Below are 22,562 nucleotides of genomic sequence, written 5' to 3' on the forward strand. Positions count from 1 at the left end.
CGCGCCACACCCGCCATGGATGACGATACGACCGAGCCCTTCGGCTTTCCAGCGATCGGCCGCAAGAAGGTGGTCGCCGCCTTCGACGGCGGGCGGCTGACCTCGGATGGCGGGGTAATGCTGCTGGCCGCGGCCGAGCGACAGCTTGGCATTTGCGATCGGCTGGCGGCGCTGATCTTCGACCCGCGCGACCCGGCGCGGGTGGTCCACCCATTGGCCGACATCCTGCGAGCGCGGATCCTGGCGATCGCCTGCGGCTATGAGGATGCCGACGACCTCGACCACCTGCGCCGGGATCCCGGCTTCAAGCTGGCCTGCGGTCGCCTGCCCGACAGCGGGCGGGACCTGTGCTCGCAGCCGACCATGTCGCGCTGGGAGAATGCGCCCTCCCTGCGCGAGGTGGTGCGCCTGATGCGGGCCATGGTGGACCTCTACTGCGCCAGCTACCCGAAGCCGCCCGCGGCGGTGACGTTGGACATCGACGACACGGTGGACGTGGTCCACGGGCGCCAACAGTTGTCGCTGTTCAACGCCCACTACGACGAACGCTGCTTTCTGCCCATCCATGTCTACGACACCGCGACCTCCCGCCCGGTTATGGTGCTGCTGCGGCCGGGCAAGACCCCCTCCGGCGCGGAGATCCGGGGCCATCTCCGCCGTCTAGTCCGGCAAATCCGGCGCCACTGGCCGAGCACCCACATCACCCTGCGCGGCGATGGGCACTACGGCCGCCCGGAGGTGATGGCCTTCTGCGAGGCGGAGGGCATCGACTACGTCTTTGGCCTGCCAACCAATGCCGTGCTGCGGGCCGCCGTCGAGGACGCGGCCGACGACGTGCGGGTCCGCCGTGCCGAGGAGAATGCCCCGGTGCTGCGCCGCTATGCCGAGACCCACTATGGCGCCAAATCCTGGGGCAAGCAGCGTCGGGTGGTTGCCCGCATCGAGGCCAGCACCCAGGGCCTCGATATTCGCTTCGTGGTCACCAGCTTCACCCGCGGCAGCGCCGAGTGGGTCTATGACGCCCTATACTGCGCGCGGGGACAGGCGGAAAATCTGGTGAAGCTGCACAAGGCCCAACTCGCCTCCGATCGCACGTCTTGCCGCTCACCGCTGGCCAATCAGGTCCGTCTGGTCCTGCACACCGCCGCCTACTGGCTGCTGCTGACCCTGCGCGACCGCATTCCCACGACGCATGAGTTGGCGGCTGCCGAGTTCGCCACCCTCAGGCTACGCCTGCTCAAAGTGGCGGGCCGGGTCATCGAAACCGCCAGCCGGGTCCGCCTCGCCTTCGCCGCCGCCTGCCCGCATGCCGTGCTGTTCCGCGGCCTCGCCCGCAGCTTCCATCCGGCCGGACCATAAGCAACGGGGCTAGTGCCCCACCAATCCTCTCGCCCAGCAACTTCCAACGCCGCCCGTCAGGCCCAACCACCCCGCCGCAAGCGGATGCAGCCGCGTGCCGAACGCTCAAGTCAGCCTGCCAGGACGCCCTACGCTCCAACCCGGTGAATAGGACGGGCTAGTCATGGACGACCTGGAGGGGGCTCACAGGTGAGCCCTTCCAACGCGGAATCCAGGATCTTGTGTGTGTGAGCTCACGGAAGCCTGTCTAGATAATAACTTGCGAGAAGGACGATTATCGCAAGTTGACGACCGGCAGGCCCAGCCCCTAGCCTCGCCCTATGAGCAACTCTAAAGGCAGCAAAGAGGGCAGCTCGCCTCGTTCCGGCGCGGCTCGCAGTCGCGCCAAACGCCTGGCTGACCAGTACCTCGTCGCGGCCGATGCGCAGTCAACGGTTCGTGCCTACACAGCGGACTGGACCCATTTTGCACAATGGTGTCAGGCGCGTGACGTCGGCTCCATGCCGGCCCGGCCCGAGCTGGTTGGCGAATACTTGGCCGAACTCGGTGAAGGCTATGCCAGGGCGACCCTGCGGCGGAAAATTGCCGGTATCGCGCGTGCCCACCGGCTGGCCGGACACTCCCTGGATACCCGCCACGCGGCGATCCGGGATGTGCTCCGCGGCATTGGCCGCACGCATGGCGATCCGCCGAAGCGTGCTCAGGCGCTTGCCCTCGAGGAGATCCAGAAGCTCGTTGCGGTCTGCGAGGACGACATCGCGGGCTTGCGGGATCGGGCGATGTTGCTGATCGGCTTCGCTGGTGCCCTGCGGCGTTCGGAGATTTGCGGGATTGAGGTCGGGCACCTGACCTGGAAGCCCCGGGCCGTGGAACTAATGATCCCCCGATCCAAGACCGATAAGGAAGGCGAAGGCAGCCGCCTTGGTATTCCCATTGGCCGGAGCGCCGCGACCTGCCCCGTGCGGGCATTGAGGGCGTGGCTCGAGGCTGGCGGGATCGAAGCTGGTCCGGTCTTCCGAGCTGTCACGCGCCACGGCACTCTACGCTCTGGCGCACTCACCGGTGAGGCCGTGCGGCTGATCCTGCTGAAGCGGGCTCGCCAGGCCGGTATCCGGGCAACTCTGCTGGAGCCTGTGTCGCCGCACGGGCTACGGGCCGGGTTCATTACCTCAGCCTATCGCAGTGGGGTTCCTGACGAGGAGATCATGGGCCATAGCCGCCATCGAAGCCTGACCACAATGCGGAGCTATGTGCGTCGGTCCAAGCTCAGTCACGCGAGCCCGGCGGGGAAAGTAGGATTGTAAGAAGAGGAACGGATGAAGAGCGCGCGATTGCCTAACTCGAGAGCCAAGGCCGAAGCTCCAGCAGCGGCTTCGCGTACCTCTGGGAGAGGCAGCGTGATTGCTCACCGGCCTCAGAGCGGACATTCGTCCGCCCCCTATGACCGATACGGGTGGATTGCAGAAGTCGGCTGGCTGCGCGGCAATGACCGGTGCACCTCCCAGAGCGGACATTCAGAGGCCAATATCTCTAAAGCACGGCGGGAGGAGTCTTGCCGGAACCGGACTGTCCGGTTTGGAGTAAACTAGACGGTGTTGCGGACAGGTGGACTGCGTGGGTCACGAGTTTCCGTCGCGGAACCCAGGATTTAAACGCCGCGACAACGCCTTTTTGCGCGACAGCCGCGCAGCGGCCGTTTCCGGCGTTGAGGAGTACGGTAAACCAGTTAGAAAGGACTACGTCGCGAATGGAGGAAGGCGCGCATTACGCGGTGCTGTCTCCAATCGATGTCGCATAAATCAGATGTACTTCCGATAATCAGAACTCTCGACCTGTCCGTCTTTCATGTACTTTAGTATCTCGCCGACTGTTCGAGCCGCACGAATCGGGATCGGCAAACGCTGATTCATTTGGGTCGAATTCCAGTTGATCTTCGTCAACGAGAATACCTCTTCCGCCAACTGCGCGACCGTGCTGTCGCAACTCGAATGCGGGCAGAGCAAGAGAGGTCGTGGGTCATACTGAGAGCCTGATCCGAAATTAAGTTGAGTGGTATCAGCGGGTTAGCTTGACGCCAGCCCAGGTCATTGATTCAGGGGTTTTTGCGAAAACTTCCGGAGATCAACGATGTGGACCGATACCACTCGGGCGCAGTATGCCCGTGCGGAACTGGCTTTGCCAAGCGATTTGACCGATGCCGAATGGGCACTGCTGGAGCCGTTCTTTCCGCCAGCATCGCATGTGGGCCGCCCGCGCAAGTGGCCACTCAGGCGGATTGTCGAGGCGATCCTGTATCTGCTGCGTGGCGGCCTGCCGTGGCGGATGCTGCCGCCCTGCTTTCCGCCGGTCTCGACGGTGCGGCGCTGGTTCTACCTGTGGCGGGACAATAGGCTGTGGTTGTCATTGAACCATGCTCTGTTGCTGATCGCCCGTGAGGGGACGGGTCGCGAAGCCTCGCCCAGCGCCGGGGTAATCGACAGCCAAAGCGTCAAAACCACGGAAAGCGGCGGACCTCGGGGCTATGATGCGGGCAAGAAGACCAAGGGCCGCAAGCGCCACATCCTGACCGACACCGACGGCAATCTCGTCCATGCGGTAGTCCACACCGCCGACATCCAGGACCGTGACGGTGCGCCGCTGGTGCTGGCCGAGATCATCAAGCGCTTCCCGTGGCTGCGCCATGTCTTCGCCGATGGTGGATATGCTGGCGACAAGCTCAGGGACGCCCTCCGGCGGATCGGCAAATGGACCGTCGAGATCGTCAAACGGTCAGATGCCGCAAGAGGGTTTGTCGTCCTCCCGCGCCGTTGGGTTGTCGAACGCACACTGGCTTGGCTCAATCGGAACCGCCGCCTCGCCAAGGACTTCGAGCAGACCATCGCATCGGCTACCGCATGGCTCTTCATCGCCTCGATCCAGCTCTTCGCACGCCGCATCGCAAGGCCATGAAATCACGCCGGATAATTATGAATCAGACTCTGACCAGGATAGGTCCCGTAATAGGGCACGCTGCCATTTGTATAGAGCAGTCCCTTGCCACCGAGGTCCACGAAGGTGCCGCGGAGAACAGGGTAGTTTCCATCACGCAGCAACTTGATGGAGTATGATTCCTGAACCCAGACGAGGTCCCGGAGCTCAGCTCCAGCCGCGTCGAGTGCTTCGAGGATACCCTCGGCTTCTTCATCCTTAAAGCGGGAAGTCTTCAGCACGATCACGCGGGCCGGGAGCGTCTTGTGATGGGTCTTGTAGGCGGACAGGACGTTGTTGATCAGCTCGCGCGCGTCGACGTTCGTCATATAGGGATGACGACCGCGACTCTCGGTATGCGCGCGCTTTCCCTTCAGCACAAAGCCGCGCCCGCGCTCGTCGAACATCTGCGCCGCGCTGGTGAAGAGCTGCTGCCCTCCGGCTTCACGGTAGAAGCTGACACCGACATAGCAGGCAGTATATTCGCCTTCCTTGGGCATTCGTCGCCAGGGTATTCGGCCGCTGCCCTTATAATAAAGCGTCGTCAGGAGGTTCCAGCTACGCCCTGCAACATCCTGGATTTGCCGCGCGCTGCTCTCCTTGACCTTGCGCGGGATCGAGGCTTTGTCGTCAACGACGTCTTCCCACACGATCTGGATCGGGAAGCTGAGGCCCATCGCCTTTGCTTTAAGCATCCCGCGGAAGTTGGGCGCGTCCGATCCGCTGCTGTCTTCCTTTTCCGTGGTGCTGCGCGCATCGACCTTCGCGCTCCAGACCCGCTCGATCAGGCGGACGGGGAGCGCGACGATCGCCACGTGCGGCCGGTTGCCGCTGTCATCAAGTCCGCGAAGCTCGGCGAGAATTTCGTCGACCGCAAGCTCGACTGCCCTTTGATGATCCGGTTCTTTCACGATCCTATCAAGCTTGGTCTGTGAGAGAGCGACAGATGCGCCTTCTTCGACTTCAAAGCGGCAGCGGTAAGGGCTCAGATTGCCGAGCCCGGGAAAGGCCGGATGCAGATTTGGGTACTTCTCGGACATGCCTTCAACGCCGTTCGCCACGAGCTCGATGAACTTGCGCGTGTCCTCGACAGTCTTGGCACTCCCCACGACACCAATCTTGATGACGTCGCCGACGAAGGGCTGGAGCGGACCGGCCTCGAACAGGCCGAGGCGCGGATCGGGGTGGTGGTGACGGTCACCGAACTCGAGTTCGGGTTCGTCGAAGATGTGCGTCTCGAACACCGTCATGCGAACAGGCTCTCCTGTCCGTCAGTCGTATCAGCCTTCTTCTTCGGCGAACCCCAGACGTCTTCGGGAACGCGTGTGCGCAGTTGGACCGCTGGCGGCTCGCCGAAGCGCAGTCGCGGCTCGACCTCCGTCTCCGGCTCATCGAAAAGCCCTCCGGCGGCGCGCTCGACCGCCCGGTCCGCCGCGGTGAGGAAGCGATGCCACATCACGACTTGGCCGCGCAGGGATGCGCTGTTATCCATGCGCTTCTTGCCCGCCAGCAGCGCCGCCGGGTATGAATGGGGGATGAATCCGTTGGTCGTAAAATAATAGGTCGGATTTACAATCAGGAACCACTGGCGTCCGAGCCGCTCGAACCGCGGCACGAACGCGTGGTGCCGAACGAAGTCAACACGTCCCTCCTCCTTTTTGCTCATCGCAACGTTGACGACGTCGGCGTCTGTCTTCTTCTTCGACGCGTCATAGGCAAAGTTCCGTGCCATGTTGACGTCCAGCGCACGGAAGTAGAGCAGCTTCCGGTCCTTGCTCCAGCTAAGAGTCTGATTCATAATTATCCGGCGTGATTTCATGGCCTTGCGATGCGGCGTGCGAAGAGCTGGATCGAGGCGATGAAGAGCCATGCGGTAGCCGATGCGATGGTCTGCTCGAAGTCCTTGGCGAGGCGGCGGTTCCGATTGAGCCAAGCCAGTGTGCGTTCGACAACCCAACGGCGCGGGAGGACGACAAACCCTCTTGCGGCATCTGACCGTTTGACGATCTCGACGGTCCATTTGCCGATCCGCCGGAGGGCGTCCCTGAGCTTGTCGCCAGCATATCCACCATCGGCGAAGACATGGCGCAGCCACGGGAAGCGCTTGATGATCTCGGCCAGCACCAGCGGCGCACCGTCACGGTCCTGGATGTCGGCGGTGTGGACTACCGCATGGACGAGATTGCCGTCGGTGTCGGTCAGGATGTGGCGCTTGCGGCCCTTGGTCTTCTTGCCCGCATCATAGCCCCGAGGTCCGCCGCTTTCCGTGGTTTTGACGCTTTGGCTGTCGATTACCCCGGCGCTGGGCGAGGCTTCGCGACCCGTCCCCTCACGGGCGATCAGCAACAGAGCATGGTTCAATGACAACCACAGCCTATTGTCCCGCCACAGGTAGAACCAGCGCCGCACCGTCGAGACCGGCGGAAAGCAGGGCGGCAGCATCCGCCACGGCAGGCCGCCACGCAGCAGATACAGGATCGCCTCGACAATCCGCCTGAGTGGCCACTTGCGCGGGCGGCCCACATGCGATGCTGGCGGAAAGAACGGCTCCAGCAGTGCCCATTCGGCATCGGTCAAATCGCTTGGCAAAGCCAGTTCCGCACGGGCATACTGCGCCCGAGTGGTATCGGTCCACATCGTTGATCTCCGGAAGTTTTCGCAAAAACCCCTGAATCAATGACCTGGGCTGGCGTCAAGCTAACCCGCTGATACCACTCAACTTAATTTCGGATCAGGCTCTAAGGTTTTGGCGGACTTGATGCTTAAGCGCGTTGCGCAGCAGATGAACAAAGTTATTCTGCTCGTCAACATCATCGTGAAAAGCAAGCTGTTCGGTGTCGATCGCCTCGACCTGATCGAGATCGACAATTTTCCGGCAGGATGAGCCGCGCGGGTCGTGGAAGGACCAGAACCCGCTGCCGTGGATCACCCAGTCGAAACGCGCTTGCTCGGCGGCGTCGAGTAGGACGGTGGTCGCCTTGCGGCCGTTGTATGGCGTCGAAGCAACGAACATCTCACTGGGCAGAGCGATGGGCAGGATGTTGACCAACGCTTCCTCGCCGCCGCCGAGCGGAGGGACGTAGTAGCCAAAGCCCGCCTTCGGCACGGTCAAGGCGGCGAGCCGATCAATCGCGTTTCGATCGAGTATGTCGGCTGACTTGTCAAACTGGAGACGGCGCTCGTCGCTCTCGACCGGGCCGACTGGTTTCCAATAGAAAGACTCGTCCGAGCGCCGGTAGAGCACGATGATCACCGGCAGATTCGAGCCTTTCCAATAATCGAGGTCGTCACTGCGCAGCAGGTAGGTGAAGCCCTCTTCCGTCTCGGAGGCGTAGCGGCTCGATTCTGTTGCTTTGACCTGAACAGCAATCATGCGGGCGAGTGGTCGGCCCCGGTCCATGACTTCGGCGATACCGTCGATGCCTGCCTCCAACCTGGACCGGCCGTCGAACTGAAATCCCATGACGAGGAATCGACCCCGAACGGCGTTCTCGCCGAGCTCGCCCAGGATTTGATTTGGCGTCAGCCGTTTCGACATGCCGCAACTTTAAAACAATGTGGCAACTTCCGAAAGCGAATCCTCCCTGCTTGCTTGAGGTGTTCACAGGCGGAACGATCAGTTCGGAAGAAGGCCGAGCCACCAGCCCTGCGGAGCGGGCCGCCTTCTTTCACGCCACGGACAGCATCTTCACGCCGCACCCCAACAGAAGCTGATAGAAGCTGTCGATCGCAATCCTTGGTCCGCGACGGGCGCAATAGGTGAAGAGCACCCGCTGCTTGGCGCGGGTGAAGGCGACGAAAAAGCCCGCCGTTGCTTCGATCTGATCTTCAATAAAGCTCCGACGCCAAGCATCGTCGTCCAGACCGACAAAGATTACCGTGTGATACTCGAGCCCCTTGCTCTTGTGGATCGTCATCAGCGGGACGGCGTGAACACCCTCATAGGCGTCGAGCGCTGCGGCCCAATCAGAGGCGTCCGCCGCCGAGGCCGTCAGGTGAAGGATCGCCGCATGGAGGACCTTGCCGAGCCAGTTGCCCTGGGCATATGCGGGGTGGGCGGCAATGAGACGGTCGGGGCCGATGAAGGTTATCACTTGCCGCACGATTTCGACGGCCTGTGCGCGGTCGGCGGGTGGCGCCGGTTGACGTCTGGCGAGGTCGATCGCGAACGCGTCGAGATCTCGCGCGAAACGAACCTGCGCAGCTTCGTCGTCAGCCCCGATCCCGCGGAGGGAACACAGGGCTTCCTGGCACTCTGACCAGTAGCGACCCGCCCGGGGCGTCATCGCGAGACGGAGCAAGCCGACGACCAGGCGCGAAGCCTCGTCGGGCAGGAGATCCTGCAGCGCGACGGCGCCGATCATGCTGGCTTCATTGCGAAGCGCTAAGACCCCGTTTCATAACGGCTGAGCCAGACGCCGGACGAGGATCATGGCGGCGGCGAGGGTGAAGAAGGCGACGGCGGAACCGACGGTGGCCTCGTGATCGCGAGCGAGGCGTCGGCATCGGCCGAACCAAGCGAAGGACCTCTCCACCACCCAGCGCCTGGGTTGCACGGCGAAGCCTTTCCGGCCGGGTGCGCTGCCGATGATGGTAACGGCGACGGGGGAGGCTCGGGCGACACGCGGACCGGCGTAGGCGCGGTCGGCGAAGCAGCGGGCCAGGAACGGCCAAGGGCGGCGCGACATGGCCAGGAGGGCCGCACCGCCGCGGCTGTCATGCAGGCAGGCGGGCGAGACGGCCGCCAGCAGGAGCCTACCGTCCGTGTCCACCAGGGCGTGGCGCTTGCGGCCCGTCACCTTCTTCCCGGCATCGTAGCCGCGGACACCTTTCACGCCGACACCGCCCGAGCGGACGGATTGGGCGTCCAACACCGCCGCTGTCGGTGAGGCCTCTCGGCCGACCCGCTCGCGGTCGGCCATGATGAGGGCGTGCGCCAGTCGCTCGAAGGTGCCCCGGCGCGAGAGGCGCAGGAACCAACGGTGCACGGTCCCGGGCGGCGGGAAGTCGCGGGGCAGATGCGCCCAGGCGCAGCCGGTACGAAGCACGTAGAGGATCGCATCGACCACCCGCCGCATCGGCCAGGACCGGGGTCGTCCGGTCTTTGCAGGGCTTGGCAAGAAGGGCTCGACCAGGGCCCACTCGGCATCGGTCAGGCACGTTGCATAAGGCTGGGAGCCGCGCGCAAGCTGCGCGCGGGCGGCAGGGGTCCACATGGGCCACCTCGAAGGACACACAGACACCCTCCGAACGCGCAGAACCCCCGCCGCTCACCCCGCCTCAGCCGTTATGAAACGGGTTCTAACCCGGCGGCCTGAAAGGCCGGTTCAAGTACGGCCGCGTATCGGTCGGCGCGCTGACGAATGAGCAGGACGAAATCGCGTGGGCCGAGTCCGAGCGAGGTCATCTCAGACGCGATAAAGGCCGCCAAGCGCGCGGCCTCGACCTGCGGGGTCGAGAACTCCCAGATCGCGCAGCTCGCGCCGTCGATGGCAGGTTTCGCCTTCGACACAGGCTCGACAGACGTTGGGTCGAGCGCCTTGGCAAGAATGTGCTGGATGCGAACGAGCTCCGGCGACGAGCGGTAATTGTTGTAGAGTGGCGTGCGTGTCGCGCCGAAATCCACGTCGAAGGCGGCGAACGGATCGTCCATCGCCATCGCCCAGCGCATGATCTGCTGCTTGTTGTCACCGACGGCGGTGACAACCGTGTTCGTGCCCATGAAGATCGTCTTGACGAGGTCGTACTGGACTTGCGTGGTGTCCTGAAATTCATCCATGAACAGGTGCGAATAAGTGAGCCGCAGCGCGTCGCGCGCCATCGGATTGAGCCGCAGGAGCAGCTCGGCGAGGCGGCTGATCATCGGGAACGACAGGCGGGTCTTTTCTCCCTCGTGTAGCGAGGATTGCCAGAAGCGGTCAGCCGCCCACTGCGCCGGCGTGGGCTTGCGCCAGCCGTCCACCGGAAGCGGTCGTCCGACCAAGTGATGCCGCTCGAACGCCTTGACCGTGATGGCCTGAATGTTGGCCATCGCGCCGATCTCCGGCGGCGGAGCGCCGACCTGTCGCTGCAGGAAGTCCGCGAATAGATCGTAATTCGTCCACATGATCTCGTAGTCGGGGCGGGGCCGCCACCGCTCGGGCAAGACCTGGCCGAAGCGGTCGACGAGACCTTTGGCGAAGGCATCGAAGGTCATGGAGTCGAATCGCGAGGCGTGACTGCGATGGCAGCGTTGGCGCACCCGCACCGCGAGATTGGTCGCCGCATCACGCTTGTAGCTGATCGCCAGGACTCGTTGGGGAGCCAGCGTCGCCCGAGTTTGAAGCAGAAAAGCCGCCCGTTGCGCGAGTAGCTCGGTTTTGCCGGCGCCAGGCCCGGCGATCACAGAGCGATGATCGCCGGACTTCACTACAAGGAGCGCGTTCGCCTCGAGCGCTTGAACTCCCGTCGGAGTCCATTCATCGGGGCGGATACGATGCGCGACGACGGCCATGTTCAGTCTCGCCGCAGACTTTTGGAGACGTGGCCCAGCACCTCCGCCAGCACCTTGGGCATATCGGCCTTCAGCGCGGCGCGCTTGATGTGGGTCAAGGCGGCGAGGTGCGTCGCGGGCTTGCTCTGGGTCAGAAAATGATAGCGATAGACCGGGAAGAGTGGAGGATGGCCCTTGTAGGGTCCCGTGTAGAGGGCAAGCCCGGGCCCCTTCGTCCCCAGCACGGCCTTGGCCGCGTCATCGACCTCCATCCGAGGGCCGCCGCCGGCCGGGGTGACTGCCTCATAGGCCTCGGGAAAGGCCTTGAGCATCGCAAGGTCGAGATCGAGCGGCTCCGAGAAAAAGACGCCGTACTTCTTGAGGCAGTTGATCCAGCCGCGGAGGATCTCGCGATCCTCGGCATCCTGCCAAGTGTGCATATTCGCGAAATCGGCGTCGGCGAGCACGCCCTTGTCCAGCTTGAGCAGCTCCGCCTTCGGAATGCCGATATCGATGAGATTCTCGATGGCAGTCTTGATCCTGCCGAACCCGGCGCCCGCCCGCCCGAGATCAAGGTCGAGGAGGGTGGCATAGGGAATGTCGAGTTGCGCGAGTAGTCGCCAGAAGTGCTGAACATGCCGTCCGCCGAGCGGAACGATCGCGACGAACGCCGGGTCGATGAGAAGGTTGAGCGCCTCGGCCAGACGGGGAAGCACGACGCGCTCGGAATCGCCTTCGACGAGCAGGGCGAAGCGCGCGAAATACAGTTCGGGAAAGGCGAGCATCGCACCGCGGACGAACTTGGCCTCTTCGCCGACGGCTTTCGGTAGCTTGATCTTCTTTACCGTGGACACACGCGTCGCGGAATCGCAGCGGCAGTAGCGGACCTCCCGGGGATCGACCCGGCTCAGCACGGCGGGCGAATGGCTGGTGACCAGCGCCTGGGCGCCGCCGTCGGCAGTCAATGAGCGGACCTGGCGCAGGATGCGCGCCAGAAAGTAGGGGGAGAGATGGTTTTCCGGCTCTTCCAGGGCGAAGATCGACAGGGCCGGTATCCGCAGCTGATCCTGCTGAAAGCCCTCGACCTTCCCGGTCACGACTTGGCGCTCCATGTCGAACACGGCTGCGGCGAGCGCGAAATAAAATAATGACTGCTGGCCGTCGCTCAGCGCGTCGAGCCCGCGCTCGTGGCCGTCTGGGCCTTGCTCGAAGATGACAGCGATCTTACTCACCACCTCCTCAAAGCGACGGCTGACCAGACTGAGTCGCGGCTTGGTATCGACGGCGTCGTCATGGAGCGAGGACCAGCGTGCCTGCAGCGCCGAGCCGATTGCCTCGATAGCAGCTTCGCCTTCGAACGCGTCGGTCAGCGCCTGCGCGGCCTCGTCGACGCTGCCGCGAGCGTCGTCCGACCATTCGATGGCGCGCAGCAGCCGGGCTGCGAGCGCGCCGGTGGTGGCCCGCACTTGCGCGCCCGCGTCGCGACTGGCCGGGGTGTAGTAGAGCTGGATTAGGCCTCGGTCGGCTGGCGGTACCGGATGCTTCTTCGCCTCGGCGGGCACGTCGTCCAATGTGTCGACCCAATAGAGGTCCTGGGAGACTTCGCCTTCGGCGGTGCCGTCGTCTTCCCAGCGCGCCTCGAGGCGCATCCTGCACACGGGCGGCTTGTCCTCGCGCGTGATGAGCATGTGACGGAAGGACGGTGCGACGGTCTCCGGCGTCGCGGTGCCATTGGCGAGTTCGGGGAGTGCGATCAGCACATCGATGACCAGATCCTTGGCCGTGCGATCGTCCGGATCGGCGTCCGCGGCGAGGTGAAAGTCGGAGCGCTGGACACTACGCTCGGCGCGGCTGACCCCGAACAACTTGGAGAGTGCCTTGAGGAGCGCGGTCTTGCCCGCCGCATTGGGACCGACGACGGCCGTGACCTCCGGACTCAGCGGAACCTTTAGGGGATCAGGACCGAAACAGCGGAAGCCAGAGAGGGTGACGCTTTCGAGACGCAAGGGACTTGCTTTCGATGACGGAATCAGGACGTCGCGAGGGGGTCAGTCCCCTCGCTCAGGATGGCGAGGTAGCGGCGATAGCCGAAAACGCGGCCCCGTCGCCGTCCCGTCACTTCCTCGACGATGCCGAGGCGCTCAAGGTCGGCCAGGGCCGCGTTCACGGTTGGGGATGAAAGGCCGGTGCGCTGGACGAGCTGATTGCTGGTCACATACGGGTGCTGCTGCAGAAGATCGTGGATGCGCAGCGCTGAACCCGCGCGCTCGCTTTCGGCCGCGATGCGCTCGCGATCCAGCTTGAAAAGCTCGGCGATGCGCGTCGCTGCATCGAAGGCCTGGTTGGCGGTCTCGGCGACACCGTCCAGGAAAAACTCTAGCCAAGTTTCCCACGAGCCGCGTTCGCGGACCTCCTGCAGCAGCCGATAATAGTCGGCGCGTCGGGTCTTCAGGTACAGGCTGAGATAGAGGAGCGGCTTCCGCAGGACGCCTTGCACGCAAAGGTACAGCGTCACGAGAAGGCGGCCGATGCGGCCGTTACCGTCGAGGAAAGGGTGGATGGTTTCGAACTGGACGTGCAGCAAGCCGGCTTTGATCAGCGCCGGGAGCCGCGAGCGGTCCTCATGCATGAAGGCCTCGAGCGCGCCAAGGGCCGCGTCGAGTTCGGTGACGGGGGGCGGGACGTAAAGCGCGTTGCTCGGTCGATTCCCGCCGATCCAATTCTGCGATCGCCGGAACTCACCGGGACTCTTGGTGCCGCCGCGCCCGCTGCGAAGCAGGCGGGCGTGCATCTCGCGAATGAGCCGGAGGGACAGCGGCAGCTCCGCGAGGCGCTCAAGGCCGAACATCATAGCGTCGACATAGTTAGAGACTTCGCGGATATCGTCGATCGGTTCGCCGGCCTGCGCTTCGGTTTCGAACCGGAGAAGGTCCGAGAGCGTCGATTGCGTGCCCTCGATCTGGGACGAGAGCACCGCTTCCTTTCGGACGTACATATACAGAAACAATTCCTGACGCGGCAGGAGCATGGTGATTCCGTCGAGTCGGCCCAGCGCCCGCTCGGCGACACTCAGGCGCTCGAGGAGGGAGAGCACATCGATCGGCGGATCGGGAGGGAGTGGCGGCGGCACGAAGGCGCGCACGACTTCACCGGCCACCGGCGTGTCCAGGAAGCGGCCGAGTCGGCGGCTCTCAGTGGCAGTTTCGACCATGGTTCCGAATTTGACCAACCCAGGCTATTAAAGTAATCGCTTTTTGGCTTAAATAGCAAGGATGCTAAGGTAAGCGGACTTAAATAAGGGTCGGAGGGTGTCAGGTTACACGCAGAGGGTCAGGGACAGCATTCTGCCATTGTCGGTTGCCGGCACGCTGCCAGCCGCGTTCGCGGAGTGGGCATTCACCAAGAGTACCGTCGACCGCGAAGCTCTAATCGAGACCTGCGAGTCATGTGGGCAGCAAGACCTTCGATACCATTTCGAGATCGCCAACCGCTACACCGAAGCGACGCTCTGGATCGGCATGGTGATGAGGTGTCCGCTTCGAGCCGGTGTACTTCTTGATATGCCGACAAGGGTGGAGCCATCCGGCCACATTCGCCAGTGCCCTGGATTGACGACGCACTCTGCGTCGAAGGTCCGCTTCAAGGGACATCAACTACATCGTCGAATGTCCGGGATGAGCGCGAAGCAGCCGCTTGTACCGCCAATGACTCAATGTCCGCTTTCACTCTCATGTTCGACTTGGCGCCAAGGAGCGCCAATGTCGTGAAAGGGTCGGAGACGGCGGTTGGTTAGACAATGAGCGAAGCTCTGCTTCTACTCTTGTAGAACCTCGATGCGGCCATCCGGATTGCGGCCAGATGGGTTAACGCTCCCAGAGGGGGTAGACATCGGAATCCCAAAGAATCAGGATTCTAGCAGTCCAGGTTTTCGGGTGCCCCGCTCTGATCCCACGGTCCTATCGCTCGCATCAGATGCGTCTCGCCGGCGTGATCGATGCGATCGCCACCGGCGCTACGGAGGCCAGGGACGTTCTGGCCGCCGTCACGCCAGGCGGCGGCAAGTCGCTGTTGCCGGTCCTTGCCGCGAGCCGGCTGGTAGAGGCCGGCATTGTCGAGCGCATCTGCTGGGTCGTTCCGCGCGACAGCCTGCGCCTGCAGGCCGAGGAGGCCTTCGCTGATCCGGCTTGGCGTGCGACGCTCGGTCACCGGCTTTCCGTCCGTGCTGCCGGCAACACGCCCGACCCGTCCCGTGGGCTGGCTGGCTACGTCACCACGTATCAGGGCGTCACGGCCGCGCCCGATCTGCACCTCGCCGAGTTCCGGAGGCACCGGACGCTGCTGGTCATCGACGAGATGCACCACCTCCCGGCGCTGGCCGAGACCGACCCCACTGCCGCAGCCCAGGCGGCCCGGGCGGAGGAGGACGAGGCCAGCGCCTGGTCGCGCGCCATCCTGCCACTCCTCGAATGCGCCACAGTCCGTCTCCTGCTCTCGGGCACGCTGGAGCGGGCGGACGGGCGGGGCATCCTCTGGCTGCCCTACCGCAAGGGCCCCAAGGCCCGCACCCGAGAGGTTGAGCTCGACGCACCCGGCTGGGCCGTCATCGGCTACTCGCGCGCCCAGGCCTTGGCCGAGAAGGCCGTACTTCCCGTCACCTTCGGGGCGCTGGACGGCGAAGCCAGCTGGCGCGATGAGGAGGGCATCGAGGTCGGCCCCCATCGCCTTGCCGGGGCCTATCCCGAGGAGACCACCCGCCCTGCCCTCTTCACCGCACTGCGCACCGGTTTTGCCGAAGCGCTGCTGCGGGAGGCCTTCCTGGCCGTCCGCGACCTGCGCGCGCGCCGCCGGGAGGCACGCGGCCTGCCGGCGGGGGCCGCCGCCCGGGGCTTGGGTAAGCTGCTCGTCGTCGCCCCCGACCAGGCTGCCGCCAAGCACTACCTCGAGGTGATCCGGCGCTGGATCCCGGCCGGCCAGGCGGACGAGGTGGCGCAGATTGCCACCTCCGACACCCCGCGCGCCCACGAGGTGCTCGCCGCCTTCCGACTGCGGCCGGAACCCTCGATCCTGGTCACGGTCGCCATGGCTTATGAGGGGCTGGACGCACCAGAAGTCGCCGTCGTTGCGGCCCTGACACATATCCGCTCCCGCCCCTGGCTGGAGCAGATGGTCGCCCGCGCGACGCGGGTGGACCCGAATGCCGGTCCCTACGAGGAACAGCGTGCCCTGGTGTTCCACCCCGACGATCCGCTCTTTGCGCAGTTCCGCCGCCGCATGGAGACGGAGCAGGGTACCCTGGCGCGTCGGCCGAAGCCCGGCCGCGGTCAGGGCGCGCTGCCGCTCTGGCTGCGTGACCAGCTACCGCCGCCGAAGGAGGGCATCACCCCCCTTACCTCCAACGCTCTCGCCATGCGCTTCGACACTCTCCGACCGGGACCGGAACTCGCGATGCGCCGCCCCGAGCAGGAGGAGGCACAGGGCGAGATGCTTGAGGCGCCCTCCGTGGCGGAGCGGCGGCTTCGGGCGCGGCTCGGTGAAATGGTGGCCGCCCAAGCGGTCGAGGACGAGGCAGGTCGGTCCGGGCTGCGCGGGGGCGCTGGTGGCCCTGGCCTGTATCACCGTTACAATGCCTGCCTGAAGCGCGTGAGCGGCAACAAGAGTCGGGCCCAAATGAGCCTTGCCGAGCTGCAGGCGGCGATTGGCTGGATGGAGCGTAATCGCCTCTCTGACCACCTGCACCTGCTCGAGGACGATGCCCGCTACGCCTGGTCCGTCCGGAAGCGCACGGAGTGGAAGCCGCCCGTCGGCAGGCCCGACCGCCGGCCGGCGAGAACAAAGGCCAGGTCAGCATAAGAGCCGGGCTAGGGTGCGCCTCGCTCCAGGACGCGCAGCCCCGTTCTCGTGGCGCCGGATTCAAATTTGAATCTTCCCAGGCGCGTCGGTCGAGATAGAAGATGTTCTTTGTTCGTTCTTGATGCTGGAGGGCAAGGCATGCCTCGGATCGCTCGGGAGGAGCACGCCCGGATTCGCGAGAGGGTCGAAGTCGGGGGAGAGAAGGTCGCGGGCGTGGCCGCCAGCTATGGCTGCACCCCCGCCAACATCTATGCCATCCTCGCCAAACTCCGGCAGGCAGGCGAGGCCGGTTCCGCCGAGCCGGTCGCGTCAGCTGCGGATCCAGCGCCCGCCCTACCACGACCGATCGCGGCCGCAGTGCCGGAGCCGGACATGATCTCCGCCGGTCCCCGGGTGCCCACTGAGGCGGACCCCAAGGGGGCTCCACTTGAAGAGCCTATGCCAGCCAAAGCGGTCCCCGTGCCCGTCACCCCGCCCCCGCTGCCAAAGCCGTCAGCCTCGCGGGAACGCAGCCCCTCCCCTGCCCCGCGCGGGTTCAAAGCCGGCCACGCCTTGATGATGCGGACCGGCGATGGTGAGGAAGCGGTAAACCCCTTCCGCTCGCTCGAGGACCTGCTCTCGGCCGCCAAGCCCATCCTTCGCAACGCTGCCCGCAGCCCGGAGCCGGTCTGGTTCTCGATCCAGCCGGTGGACCTGGACGCGCTGGAGGACGCCTTCTGAGCCAGGCTGCCGAGCGCGAGCGGGTCAAGGCCCGGATCCGGGCTCTCGCCGACCGTACCATCGCCAATGGTTGCACCGAAGCCGAGGCAATGGCTGCCGCCGAGATGGTCGGACGGCTCCTGGAGCGCTACGCCCTCAGCATGGAGGAGGTGGACCTCCGGGCCGAGCCCTGCATCCAGCGCGAGGTTCCCCTTCCCGGTCGGCGGCGCCGGCCGATCGATGGCTGTGTGCCGGCCATCGCGCGCTTCTGCGAATGCCGCGTCTGGCTTGCTGCCGATGAGGACCGCCCGCGCTACGTCTTCTTTGGCTTCGAGCCGGACGTGGTGCTCGCCACCTACCTCTATGCCGTGATCGACCGCGCCATGATCGAGGAGGTGCGCGCCTTCCGTGTCCGCTCGCCCCACCTGCGGGGTCAGGACCTGCGGGCCGCCTCCACCAGCTTTGCGCGCGGCATGGCCGGGCGACTGGACGAGCGGCTGGAAGCCATGCACCAGGCACGAGACAAGGCCGTCTCCGCCCAGCGGGTGACCGGCACCGCACTGATGGTGGTCAAGACCAGCGTGGTCGAGGAAGCTTTCAAGGCCACCAAGATCCGCCTCGTCAACGGCCGTGGTAGCGGGATCCGGGAGGATGGAGCCTACCAGCAGGGCTATGCTGCCGGCGGCCGCGTCAACCTTGACCGGCCCCTCGCGAGCGCTCGAGGCGGGCTACTCCGGCCGTGAGATCGCGCGACGCTCAGCGCGCCCGGGTCTATACCTGGGAGGAGGAGGCGGTCACGCCCTATGGTCAGGCTCCCCTCCCCTTTGCCGCTGCCCAGGGTATGGTCGACGCTATCTGGGCGGAGATGGGACTGCGCTGGCCACCCAGGGTGGAGCCCCTGCCCCGTCAGGCTCGGCGCCTCCAGGGTACCGGCTCTCGGCTCGTGCTGCGCCTGCCGGACCCTGTACCCTCTTTCCTGCTCCTGCATGAACTCGCGCACGCGCTGAGCAGCACGGCTGACGACGAGACCGACGCCCATGGGCCGCGCTTCGTCGGCCTCTACCTTCAGCTCCTCACGCGATATTTGCGGCTGGGACAGGAGGAACTGCTCCGCACTGTCAAAGCCCATGGCATCGAGGTGGAACTCTCGGCCAAGCCGGTCTTCGTCGATGCACGCTGATCGATGTTGACGCCGAGAACCGTGTCAGACGGCGAGGGCGTCCTTTGCCTGCTTGGCCGGCGAAAAGGTGAGCTTGCGCGCAGCCGCAATCTCGATCGTCTCGCCGGTTGCGGGATTCCGGCCCTGCCGGGCGGGGACGTCCTTCACCTTGAACTTGCCGAATCCGGCGAGGTTCACCTCATCACCGCGCTTTGCCGCGGCGAGGATCGCCGCAATGACAGAGTCGACGGCCTTTTTTGCCGCGACCTTCTCCAAGCCAGCCTCGGCGGAGACATGGCTGATCAACTCTGCTGTATTCATCGTGCTAATCCCTCGATGGATGCAAGGCTGGCGCGTGATGGGATGGCGGCGGACGGTGGCCTTTTGTCGTCAGCCCTTGGCGGCCTTGCGCCTGGCCTTCTTCACTCCGGCGAAGGCAGCCTCCTTCAGAGACGGTGCCGCCTTGAACTTGACCGTCGCGCCGGCTTTAACCGCCACCTTCTCGCCGGTGCGCGGATTGAGTGCGCTCCGCTTCGGGGTCTCCCGGACCGCGAAGGAGCCGAAGTCCGGCAAGGAGAAGCGCCTAGTCTCGACGATCTCGGCTTTGATGGCGGCAATGAGGTCGGCCGCGACCTGACCTGAGGCAACGCCCGTCAGGCCCGACGATTGCTGGATCACATCGGTGAGGAATTTCTTCGACATGACACGTCTTTAGGGGCAGCTTCGGCATGCAACAAGAGTGCGGAACTCCGGCTTCGGGGTGTCTCGGCCGCCGGCTGCTTACGAGCAACCCTCATGAAAGCCATCGCCGCTCTGGAGCCTGTGTGACGAGCCAGCCTGGTGGTGCTGTCCATGTTCATCTCCGTGGTCGGGCCGCAATCCGCTCGATGATCTGGTCGATGCGGACACGCAGCTCGGCCGCGGTCATGGCTGGATGGGGGCCGGGCGGGAGGGCGCTTTGCGCCTCCTGCCCGGCGCCGATCGCGACGAGGCTGTTCCGGCGTGCGGCGGCGCCGGTCGCGCCGCCATGGCGCTCGATCTCGGTCAGCAGGGGGATAGCCTCGGGATCGACGTTGCCTCCCGGAAGCCCCTGTCCCATGTCGCCGTCGTCCGATCCTTCGGCGGCCTCCCCCAGCATCTGGCGGAAGTCGCCCTCCGGCGGCTCGGCACGGGTGCCGTCCGGCCGGGGATCGGGCGGAACGGCCTCCACGGCCGCGATCGCCGCTGCGACCCGGCCCGGAACGTCGGGGGCGTCCGAGGCCTTGAAGCCGTCGACCACCGCCCGGAGGACCGGCGGCAGTTCGGCCGACCTACCGCGGGTAAGTTCGCCGGTCTCGATCAGCTCGGAGAGCGCGGCGATGCCGTCCCGGCGGCTCCGCACCGCCTCGACAGGGGGAGCCGCCAGCATCAGGGGCACGTTGAGGCGGATCGGTCCGTTGCTGTCGACCTTGGCGTGGAACAGCTTGGCGTAGATGCGCCGGCCGCCGAACAGCACGATCGCCTCGCCCTCGAGCAGGCGCTGCAGGTCGTTCCACTCGACGCGGCCGACCTGGCGCATCTCGGCGTGCTGCGCCTCGCGATACACGCCGTCGCTGCCGCCCTGGAAGGACGTGGCCTGCGTGACATAGGTCTGCCCGGCGGTCTTCTCGATCCACTCACGGGTGCGCTGCGCGTCCTGCTGGCGCATGGCGATGGTCAGGTTGGCGTTGCCGAGCAGCGACGCGGTCTTCTCACCGAGGCGGGCCCAGATGCCGGACAGCTCCTGGAAGCCGAGCCAGAACATGATGTTCAGGCCGCGCCCCATGGCCAGCATGCGATCCATGCCGTTGGTCGCGTAATAGGCCAGCTCGTCGAAGGCGACGTGGAATGGCCCTTCGCCCATCCCTGGCTTGAGGGAGAAGATCTCGCTCGAATCGCCTGAGAGCTTGGCGCCGAGCAGCTGGGCCAGCATGCCGCGCAAACTGGCCACGACGATCTTGCCGAGCGCCGCCAGGGTGTCGTCGGAGTTCTCCAGCGCCGGCAGGTTCACCACCAGGATGCGCCGGTTGAGCACCACGTCGCGCATGTCGATGTCGCCGCTCAGCACCTTGAAGATGTGCCCGAGCGATACCGCGAGCTGGGTGAAGGTTGCGGTGAAGTAGAACAGTGCGAAGCCGTGCTGCTTCGAGGGTTCGTCGCCCTTCTGCTCGTTGTAGGGCACGGAGGTGTCGTAGCCCGGCAGCTCGCCGAGATAGGCGCTCGCCGGGTAGATGATATCCTCCGGCATGTCGGGAACGGGGATCTCGATCACCTCGCCCGTCTCGGCGTTGCGCGAGCAGAAGATCCGCTGCGTGGCCAGCATCCAGATGCCCCGCAGCTCCAGCGCAAAGCGGATCGTCTCGATGTTGATCGGCACGCCCTTGTGGTCGCGCATCCAGACCAGCACCGGGGCCATGGTGCCGATCAGCGCGATAGCGCGGGCGCGAAACACCCCGTTGCTGTCATTGGCCTGCTGCTCGCCAAGCTGGCTCGCCAGCAGTTCGCGGATCGCGTCGGCGTTCCCCGTGGCGAACGGGTTGAAGGTGTTGCTCTCCTTGATCCCGCTCGCGGTCAGGAAATTGAGCGCGAGCACATCGTCCTCGCGGCCAAAGGACCGCGCCAGGGCGTAGATCTCGCCATAGAGCTTGTTGTCGGCCTTGCCATCCACCAGCACGAAGCCGCTACCGTGGGTGAGTGAATTGCTGAGCAGGCTCAGGATGGCGGTGGTTTTGCCCGCGCCCGTGGTGCCCGGGATGGTGCCGTGCTGGCGGCCGTCCTCGTTGGTGATCCAGAGTTCCTGGCCGGTGCCCTGGTCCCAGCCAAGGAAGATGGAGCCCGCGGCCATGCGAGCACGGCGGGTGGCCGGGTCCGGGTAGTTGTAATCCAGGACCTCGGCGCTGCGGGGCAGTCGGATCGGCAGGGTGGACCGGCGAGTCAGCACCCAGGTGCCATAGAGCAGCGAGACCGGCAGGGTCAGATCAAGGCAGGCCGGGTAGAAGAAGGTCGCCCCAGCCATGCCGGCGAGTACCAGGGCCGAGGCAGAGCTCTTCAGCCCCTCCACGAAGCGAGTGGTGAAGGGCCGGACGTCGCGGAGACCCTGGGTGCCGGATCGTTCGAACCGCTCCTGCGGCCCGAGGATCTCACGCTGGATCATGGGTCAGTTCTCGAGGCCGAAGGCGTTGCGGCTCGGCCCGGCTGGGCCTGTGCCGGCGGCAGCGGGGGTGCCGGGCGCGTTTGGAGCGGCGGGTGCGGTGGCCGCCTGCGGCGCGGCGCCCTGCGGCGGGATGATCCGGGGCGGCAGCGCCAAGTCGCGCTGGATGGCCGGCAGCCCGCGCGCGGTGCTCGGCATCACCGCCTCAGCCGGGGGCGTGAACTCGGACAGAGCTGGCGGGCGCAGGTTGGACACGTCATCCCGCGCCGGCCGATGGCCGATCTGATAGCCACCGCCGAAGGCCACCACCAGCGCCATGCCCGCCAAGAGGCCGGTCCAGCGACTGAGGGGCTGGCCCTTCTCCCCGGGAGCCCTGGCTTCACCGCCGACATGAAGGTGGAGATGCAGCGTGCCAGCTCCGGGCAGCGGCGTGGTGGTGTCGGGATGGTCGGCGCTCGGCGCAGCGGCGCCACCGACGACCAGGCTGAGATGGGACGGGTTCATGGTGCCTCCTGCGTGTGTCCCCTCAGGGAGAGGGGGCTCCGTGCGAATGGACGTAGCGAGTTTCGCCAGATCAGATGTCGAGCGTGGCGGCCCGCTGCGCTTCGCTATGCTGCCGATGGGCCGCGCGAATGGCTGCGAGAGCCTGGTCCAGCATCGGCGTGACGAGCGGAGCGCGGGCGGCGCGCTCCGCCGCCCAATGGTCGCGCGCACCGAGGGCTTCGACGCGGGGGTTCGGGTGGGTGTTCTGACCCGGACCGTCACCGGGGAAGCCCAAGGAATGCAGCGCATACCAGAGCGGCCGGTCCACCAGCTTGAGGCCGCTGAAGGAGACGGGGAGCTATGGCCGGAACTGGGTGATGGCGGTGTGAGAGAGGCGGCGTATC

The 22,562-nt window shown here is 65.4% G+C and carries 21 protein-coding genes and 1 pseudogene; 7 read left to right on the forward strand and 15 right to left on the reverse strand.

The features are described 5' to 3' along the window. Positions 1 to 15: 15 nt before the first annotated feature. Both LPC08_RS24705 and LPC08_RS24710 read left to right on the forward strand, forming a co-directional pair. Positions 16 to 1,359, forward strand: a complete 1,344-nt coding sequence (locus LPC08_RS24705; RefSeq protein WP_184521074.1) for an IS1380 family transposase — start codon at positions 16 to 18, stop codon at positions 1,357 to 1,359. Positions 1,360 to 1,679: 320 nt separating this feature from the next. Next, a complete protein-coding gene (locus LPC08_RS24710) occupies positions 1,680 to 2,663 on the forward strand; it encodes a site-specific integrase (protein WP_230453337.1) in 984 nt (327 codons plus the stop codon). Positions 2,664 to 3,158: 495 nt separating this feature from the next. Here LPC08_RS24710 and LPC08_RS24715 read toward each other — a convergent pair. Beyond that, positions 3,159 to 3,380, reverse strand: a pseudogene (locus LPC08_RS24715) (hypothetical protein); the annotation flags it as partial. 106 nt (positions 3,381 to 3,486) lie between these two features. On the opposite strand from LPC08_RS24715, the gene LPC08_RS24720 reads away from it, so the two are divergent. Next, complete coding sequence (locus LPC08_RS24720) at positions 3,487 to 4,308, forward strand: IS5 family transposase (RefSeq protein ID WP_230450819.1); 822 nt, start codon at positions 3,487 to 3,489, stop codon at positions 4,306 to 4,308. A gap of 2 nt (positions 4,309 to 4,310) precedes the next feature. On the opposite strand, the gene LPC08_RS24725 is transcribed toward LPC08_RS24720, so the two are convergent. From LPC08_RS24725 to LPC08_RS24765, 9 genes are all read right to left on the reverse strand, one after another. Then, positions 4,311 to 5,576 (reverse strand): argonaute/piwi family protein, encoded by a 1,266-nt coding sequence (locus LPC08_RS24725; RefSeq protein WP_230453338.1) that lies wholly within the window; start codon positions 5,574 to 5,576, stop codon positions 4,311 to 4,313. Then, positions 5,573 to 6,124 carry a hypothetical protein gene (locus LPC08_RS24730; RefSeq protein ID WP_230453339.1) on the reverse strand — a complete coding sequence of 184 codons (552 nt, stop codon included), beginning with the start codon at positions 6,122 to 6,124 and terminating at the stop codon, positions 5,573 to 5,575. The genes LPC08_RS24725 and LPC08_RS24730 overlap by 4 nt, the downstream gene beginning before the upstream one ends. Positions 6,125 to 6,141: 17 nt before the next feature. Next, on the reverse strand, positions 6,142 to 6,963 hold the full coding sequence (locus LPC08_RS24735; RefSeq protein ID WP_230450819.1) for an IS5 family transposase: 822 nt from the start codon (positions 6,961 to 6,963) through the stop codon (positions 6,142 to 6,144). Positions 6,964 to 7,057: 94 nt separating this feature from the next. Further along, a complete protein-coding gene (locus LPC08_RS24740) occupies positions 7,058 to 7,864 on the reverse strand; it encodes a DUF4365 domain-containing protein (protein ID WP_230453340.1) in 807 nt (268 codons plus the stop codon). 130 nt (positions 7,865 to 7,994) lie between these two features. Next, positions 7,995 to 8,690, reverse strand: coding sequence for a 3'-5' exonuclease (locus tag LPC08_RS24745; RefSeq protein ID WP_230453341.1), 696 nt, complete (start codon positions 8,688 to 8,690; stop codon positions 7,995 to 7,997). 33 nt (positions 8,691 to 8,723) lie between these two features. Next, positions 8,724 to 9,542 (reverse strand): IS5 family transposase, encoded by an 819-nt coding sequence (locus LPC08_RS24750; RefSeq protein WP_115353294.1) that lies wholly within the window; start codon positions 9,540 to 9,542, stop codon positions 8,724 to 8,726. A 71-nt stretch (positions 9,543 to 9,613) separates the two neighbouring features. Continuing rightward, positions 9,614 to 10,819 carry a UvrD-helicase domain-containing protein gene (locus LPC08_RS24755; RefSeq protein ID WP_230453342.1) on the reverse strand — a complete coding sequence of 402 codons (1,206 nt, stop codon included), beginning with the start codon at positions 10,817 to 10,819 and terminating at the stop codon, positions 9,614 to 9,616. Positions 10,820 to 10,821: 2 nt separating this feature from the next. Next, the gene (locus LPC08_RS24760) at positions 10,822 to 12,804 is read right to left on the reverse strand and encodes an ATP-dependent nuclease (protein ID WP_230453343.1); all 1,983 of its coding nucleotides are present in this window, start codon (positions 12,802 to 12,804) and stop codon (positions 10,822 to 10,824) included. Between the two features lie 23 nt (positions 12,805 to 12,827). Beyond that, positions 12,828 to 14,009, reverse strand: coding sequence for a Fic family protein (locus LPC08_RS24765; protein WP_230453344.1), 1,182 nt, complete (start codon positions 14,007 to 14,009; stop codon positions 12,828 to 12,830). Between the two features lie 776 nt (positions 14,010 to 14,785). Here LPC08_RS24765 and LPC08_RS24770 point away from each other — a divergent pair. The 4 genes from LPC08_RS24770 to LPC08_RS24785 all read left to right on the forward strand — a co-directional run bounded on the left by LPC08_RS24770 (position 14,786) and on the right by LPC08_RS24785 (position 18,527). Then, positions 14,786 to 16,648, forward strand: coding sequence for a DEAD/DEAH box helicase (locus LPC08_RS24770; RefSeq protein ID WP_502592170.1), 1,863 nt, complete (start codon positions 14,786 to 14,788; stop codon positions 16,646 to 16,648). Between the two features lie 555 nt (positions 16,649 to 17,203). Then, positions 17,204 to 17,368 (forward strand): hypothetical protein, encoded by a 165-nt coding sequence (locus tag LPC08_RS24775; RefSeq protein WP_230453346.1) that lies wholly within the window; start codon positions 17,204 to 17,206, stop codon positions 17,366 to 17,368. A 35-nt stretch (positions 17,369 to 17,403) separates the two neighbouring features. Beyond that, the gene (locus LPC08_RS24780; protein ID WP_230453380.1) at positions 17,404 to 18,090 is read left to right on the forward strand and encodes a DUF7168 domain-containing protein; all 687 of its coding nucleotides are present in this window, start codon (positions 17,404 to 17,406) and stop codon (positions 18,088 to 18,090) included. After that, a complete protein-coding gene (locus LPC08_RS24785; RefSeq protein ID WP_230453347.1) occupies positions 18,087 to 18,527 on the forward strand; it encodes a hypothetical protein in 441 nt (146 codons plus the stop codon). Before LPC08_RS24780 ends, LPC08_RS24785 begins: the two co-directional genes overlap by 4 nt. 24 nt (positions 18,528 to 18,551) lie before the next feature. Here LPC08_RS24785 and LPC08_RS24790 read toward each other — a convergent pair whose 3' ends face one another. The 5 genes from LPC08_RS24790 to LPC08_RS24810 form a co-directional block, all read right to left on the reverse strand. After that, the gene (locus LPC08_RS24790; protein WP_230453348.1) at positions 18,552 to 18,827 is read right to left on the reverse strand and encodes an HU family DNA-binding protein; all 276 of its coding nucleotides are present in this window, start codon (positions 18,825 to 18,827) and stop codon (positions 18,552 to 18,554) included. Between the two features lie 69 nt (positions 18,828 to 18,896). Further along, positions 18,897 to 19,208, reverse strand: a complete 312-nt coding sequence (locus LPC08_RS24795) for an HU family DNA-binding protein (RefSeq protein WP_230453349.1) — start codon at positions 19,206 to 19,208, stop codon at positions 18,897 to 18,899. Between the two features lie 154 nt (positions 19,209 to 19,362). Continuing rightward, positions 19,363 to 21,678 (reverse strand): type IV secretory system conjugative DNA transfer family protein, encoded by a 2,316-nt coding sequence (locus LPC08_RS24800; protein ID WP_230453350.1) that lies wholly within the window; start codon positions 21,676 to 21,678, stop codon positions 19,363 to 19,365. Positions 21,679 to 21,681: 3 nt separating this feature from the next. Then, complete coding sequence (locus tag LPC08_RS24805; RefSeq protein WP_230453351.1) at positions 21,682 to 22,179, reverse strand: hypothetical protein; 498 nt, start codon at positions 22,177 to 22,179, stop codon at positions 21,682 to 21,684. A 70-nt stretch (positions 22,180 to 22,249) separates the two neighbouring features. Then, positions 22,250 to 22,486 carry a secretion/conjugation apparatus DotM-related subunit gene (locus tag LPC08_RS24810; RefSeq protein ID WP_230453352.1) on the reverse strand — a complete coding sequence of 79 codons (237 nt, stop codon included), beginning with the start codon at positions 22,484 to 22,486 and terminating at the stop codon, positions 22,250 to 22,252. Positions 22,487 to 22,562: the final 76 nt, after the last annotated feature.

Source organism: Roseomonas sp. OT10, assembly GCF_020991085.1.
GTDB lineage: Bacteria > Pseudomonadota > Alphaproteobacteria > Acetobacterales > Acetobacteraceae > Roseomonas > Roseomonas cutis.

Coding starts and splice junctions, on each gene's coding strand:
- LPC08_RS24705 (WP_184521074.1), top strand. CDS start 16: ATGGATGACGATACGACCGAGCCCTTCGGCTTTCCAGCGATCGGCCGC.
- LPC08_RS24710 (WP_230453337.1), top strand. CDS start 1,680: ATGAGCAACTCTAAAGGCAGCAAAGAGGGCAGCTCGCCTCGTTCCGGC.
- LPC08_RS24720 (WP_230450819.1), top strand. CDS start 3,487: ATGTGGACCGATACCACTCGGGCGCAGTATGCCCGTGCGGAACTGGCT.
- LPC08_RS24725 (WP_230453338.1), bottom strand. CDS start 5,576: ATGACGGTGTTCGAGACGCACATCTTCGACGAACCCGAACTCGAGTTC.
- LPC08_RS24730 (WP_230453339.1), bottom strand. CDS start 6,124: ATGAATCAGACTCTTAGCTGGAGCAAGGACCGGAAGCTGCTCTACTTC.
- LPC08_RS24735 (WP_230450819.1), bottom strand. CDS start 6,963: ATGTGGACCGATACCACTCGGGCGCAGTATGCCCGTGCGGAACTGGCT.
- LPC08_RS24740 (WP_230453340.1), bottom strand. CDS start 7,864: ATGTCGAAACGGCTGACGCCAAATCAAATCCTGGGCGAGCTCGGCGAG.
- LPC08_RS24745 (WP_230453341.1), bottom strand. CDS start 8,690: ATGATCGGCGCCGTCGCGCTGCAGGATCTCCTGCCCGACGAGGCTTCG.
- LPC08_RS24750 (WP_115353294.1), bottom strand. CDS start 9,542: ATGTGGACCCCTGCCGCCCGCGCGCAGCTTGCGCGCGGCTCCCAGCCT.
- LPC08_RS24755 (WP_230453342.1), bottom strand. CDS start 10,819: ATGGCCGTCGTCGCGCATCGTATCCGCCCCGATGAATGGACTCCGACG.
- LPC08_RS24765 (WP_230453344.1), bottom strand. CDS start 14,009: ATGGTCGAAACTGCCACTGAGAGCCGCCGACTCGGCCGCTTCCTGGAC.
- LPC08_RS24775 (WP_230453346.1), top strand. CDS start 17,204: ATGATGCGGACCGGCGATGGTGAGGAAGCGGTAAACCCCTTCCGCTCG.
- LPC08_RS24790 (WP_230453348.1), bottom strand. CDS start 18,827: ATGAATACAGCAGAGTTGATCAGCCATGTCTCCGCCGAGGCTGGCTTG.
- LPC08_RS24795 (WP_230453349.1), bottom strand. CDS start 19,208: ATGTCGAAGAAATTCCTCACCGATGTGATCCAGCAATCGTCGGGCCTG.
- LPC08_RS24800 (WP_230453350.1), bottom strand. CDS start 21,678: ATGATCCAGCGTGAGATCCTCGGGCCGCAGGAGCGGTTCGAACGATCC.
- LPC08_RS24805 (WP_230453351.1), bottom strand. CDS start 22,179: ATGAACCCGTCCCATCTCAGCCTGGTCGTCGGTGGCGCCGCTGCGCCG.